At 69.5% G+C, this 3189-nt stretch carries 2 protein-coding genes and 1 pseudogene; 2 read left to right on the forward strand and 1 reads right to left on the reverse strand.

Annotation, left to right across the window (positions count from 1 at the left end):
* Positions 1-745 (reverse strand): annotated as a pseudogene (locus tag ACDELDRAFT_RS20565) (GGDEF domain-containing protein); the annotation flags it as partial.
* 344 nt (positions 746-1089) lie between these two features.
* Here ACDELDRAFT_RS20565 and ypfJ point away from each other — a divergent pair.
* A complete protein-coding gene (gene ypfJ / locus ACDELDRAFT_RS20570; protein WP_005800011.1) occupies positions 1090-1968 on the forward strand; it encodes a KPN_02809 family neutral zinc metallopeptidase in 879 nt (292 codons plus the stop codon).
* A 212-nt stretch (positions 1969-2180) separates the two neighbouring features.
* Positions 2181-3189, forward strand: a 1009-nt coding sequence (locus tag ACDELDRAFT_RS20575) for a SulP family inorganic anion transporter (RefSeq protein WP_040330177.1), incomplete at its 3' end; no start/stop codon positions are given.

Consider the following 3189-nt stretch of genomic DNA (forward strand, 5'->3'; position numbering starts at 1 on the left):
CGGCGCGGGTGACGACCAGACCCCGCGGCATGCGCAAGCCGCGTTGCAGCGCGGCCTGCCCGCCCGGGGCGTGCAGGGGCGCGCCCGCCTTGTCGAAGATGAACACTTCGAGTTCGCGCGCGGGGCCGTCGGTGGGCACGAGGTTTTGCACCACTTCACGTGCCCAGTTCCAGTTGCCATAAATGCCCAGCACGCCCACCGTGGTGGGGCCGAGGCGTATCGGCGCCGAAAAGTCAACGAAGCGGTGCGGCTCTCCCGTGGGGGTGGGCGGCAGCAGCCCGCGCAGCAGCCGGGCAGGGCGCACATCGCCCACGTACACGTCCTGCCTGCCCGCCTGGAACCAGGCGTGGTCCTCCACGCTTTGACCCACCAGCAGGTTGCCCGTGGCGGCACGCACCACGCCTTCCGCGTCGGCCACCCCGATCCAGACATGGTTGGGCTGCATGGCCTGCGAGCGCGCCAGCAGGTGGATGACCTCGATCGAATCAAGCCCCTGCGCCCACACGGCCGACGAGGCGGCCATCACCTGCACTTCACGGCTGCGCTCGTAGAGACCATTGGCCAGCAGGGTGCTGGCGTTGTCGGCCACGACCTGCAGCGCGCTGCCCGCGTCCTGCTCGATGCGCCGCTTGAGCATGTCGCCGAAGCCCACCGACAACAGGATGGCCAAGGTGGCCACCAGCGTTCCGAACACCCAGGCGATCTGGGTGCGCAGGCTGTGGCCGGAAAGGGTCAGAGGATTCATCAGGCGGCAGGGGCGGGACAGGTGCTCATAACGTCTGGGGCGGGGCGCGGTGCACAGCAGTGACACAGGGTGGTGCCCCCTGCGCCACGGCGCCACGAAGTTGACATGCTGGCGTGAACCATGGGCCACGGGGAGGCCTTCTCCCTTTTTCGCCGCGGGGTATGGCGGCAGAGGTTGACAGGGGGGCGAGTCTGCGCTGGCCTCGTGCCGCCGCTGCTCCCTTGGTTTTCAGTCCGTCGGTCTGGGTTGACATGGGTGCCCACCCGCACGCGGCTGCGGCAGCGCAACGCGGCGCGTACCATTGCGGGTAATCCTCTCGCGAAATGGGAGGCATGGAGAGCAGCATGAGATGGGAAGGTAACCGCGAATCGGACAACGTGGAAGACCGCCGCGACGATGGTGGTGGTGGCGGGATGCCCGTGTTCGGGGGGCGCAGCATTGGCATTGGCACCATCGTGATTGCGCTGCTGGGCGGCTGGGCCCTCGGCATCAACCCGCTCACCATTTTGAGCCTGCTCAGCGGCGGAGCACCCCCTGCGCAGGTGCAGTCGCAAGGCCCGGCGCACCGCCCGCCGGCCGATGACACGATGGCCCGCTTCGTTTCCACCGTGCTGGCCGATACGGAAGACGTGTGGCAAGGTGTTTTTCGCCAGGGCGGTGGGGCTTACCGCGAGCCGCGCCTGGTGCTTTTCCGTGGCGCCACGCCCACGGCGTGCGGCACGGGCCAGGCCGCCATGGGGCCGTTTTATTGCCCGGCGGACCAGAAGGTCTACATCGACCTCGGGTTTTACGAAACCCTGAAGAACCGCCTGGGCGCACCGGGCGACTTCGCCCAGGCCTACGTGATCGCGCACGAAGTGGGCCACCATGTGCAGAACCAGTTGGGCATCAGCGCCAAGGTGGAACAGATGCGCGGCCGCGTGAGCCAGGCCGAATACAACGCGTTGTCGGTGCGCCTGGAGCTGCAGGCCGACTGTTTTGCGGGCGTGTGGGCGCACCATGCCCAGAACGCGCGGCAGATTCTCGAGCAGGGCGACGTCGAAGAGGCCATGAACGCGGCCGCCAAGATCGGCGACGACGCTCTGCAACGCGCAGGCGGTGGCGCCGTGGTGCCCGAGAGCTTCACGCACGGCAGCAGCGCGCAGCGCCAACGCTGGTTCCACAACGGCCTGCAAAACGGCAGCGTGAAAGCCTGCGACACGTTTGCAAGCCGCAGCCTGTGAGCCCATGGCGCTCGGCGTGAACTCCGCCACGGCGCGGCGGGCCTCCTCGGCAGCGCGGCTCCCCGCCCTTGTCCCCACGGTTCCGAACGGTCGCGCCGTGTGTGGCGTCCCGCGTGTGCGCTGCCATGCCGCCTGAAAAGGACGGGGCTTCTCCGGCCGGGTCAGCCGGGCAGGGCAGGCCGCAGGCCTCGCACGGCCTTGCACCGGCGTCCTTGATTGTTAATACCGACGGCTCGGCGCCTGCGTCGTCTTCGGCGGATGCGCCTTCGTCAGCGTCGGCCGCCGCGTGGTCGGCCGCGGCCGTCACCGTGCCGCACGCGCTGGGCTTGGGGCTTCTGGCCTTTGCGCCGCTGGCGCAAACGCATTCGCTGGCGGCCCTGGCGCTGTGGTCTGCAGCGTTGCCGGGGCTGCTGCTGACCCTGCTCATGCCGCGCCGGGCCGTGGTGTATGCACCCACTACCGTGGTGGCATTGCTGCTTGCCGCCGTGTTGTCGATCGCCTGGGGCGCGGCGCCGGATTTGGGCTTGGGCCCGCGCCAGGTGCTTGCCGTGAGCGGTGCCACGGTTGCTGTGGCTTTTATGTTCCAGTGGTTGCTGGGGGTGCTTCGGCTGGCGTCGGTGGCGCGGTTTCTGCCCATTTCGGTCACGCACGGGTTTGCTGCGGGGGTGGGGCTGTCGATGGTGCTGGGGCAGGTGCGCAACGGCTTTGGCGCCGGCCCGCACTGGAGCACCGCGGTGGCCTGGCATGCGCTTGCCGCCTTGTCGGTGGCGGCCATGGCCCTGCTGGTGCGCTGGCGCTGGCCGCGTGTGCCGGGGTTGCTGACCTCCGTCGCCCTGGTCTCGCTGGGGGTGGCCGTGGCCGGTTTCTGGGGCGGGGGCCTGGGTGATGTTTTCGTGCCCGCTGCGGCGCCAGGTCCCTTTGCCGGGCCGCTGTGGCCCGACTGGACGGGAGTGCCGTGGATGGAGATTGCGCGGCGGCATGGCAACGCGCTGGTGGTGCTGGCGCTGCTGATGGCGCTGGTCAACAGCCTCGAGATCGTGGTGTTCAACCAAGAGCTGGAGCTGGACCACGGCCTGCGCTGCAACGCCAACCAGGCACTGCGCCGCGAGAGCTTGCTGGGCGCGCTCTGCGGCCTGGCGGGCATGATTCCGGCGTCCACCAGCGCGTCGCGCTCGCGCATCGTGCTGGTGCAGGGGGGCGCCACCGTGCAGGCGCCGCGCT

Origin of the sequence: Acidovorax delafieldii 2AN (assembly GCF_000175235.1) — a bacterium.
Classification (GTDB): Bacteria; Pseudomonadota; Gammaproteobacteria; order Burkholderiales; family Burkholderiaceae_C; genus Acidovorax; species Acidovorax delafieldii_B.

Excerpts from the sequence above, each read along its gene's own strand:
- ypfJ (WP_005800011.1), top strand. The coding sequence starts at position 1,090 with ATGAGATGGGAAGGTAACCGCGAATCGGACAACGTGGAAGACCGCCGC.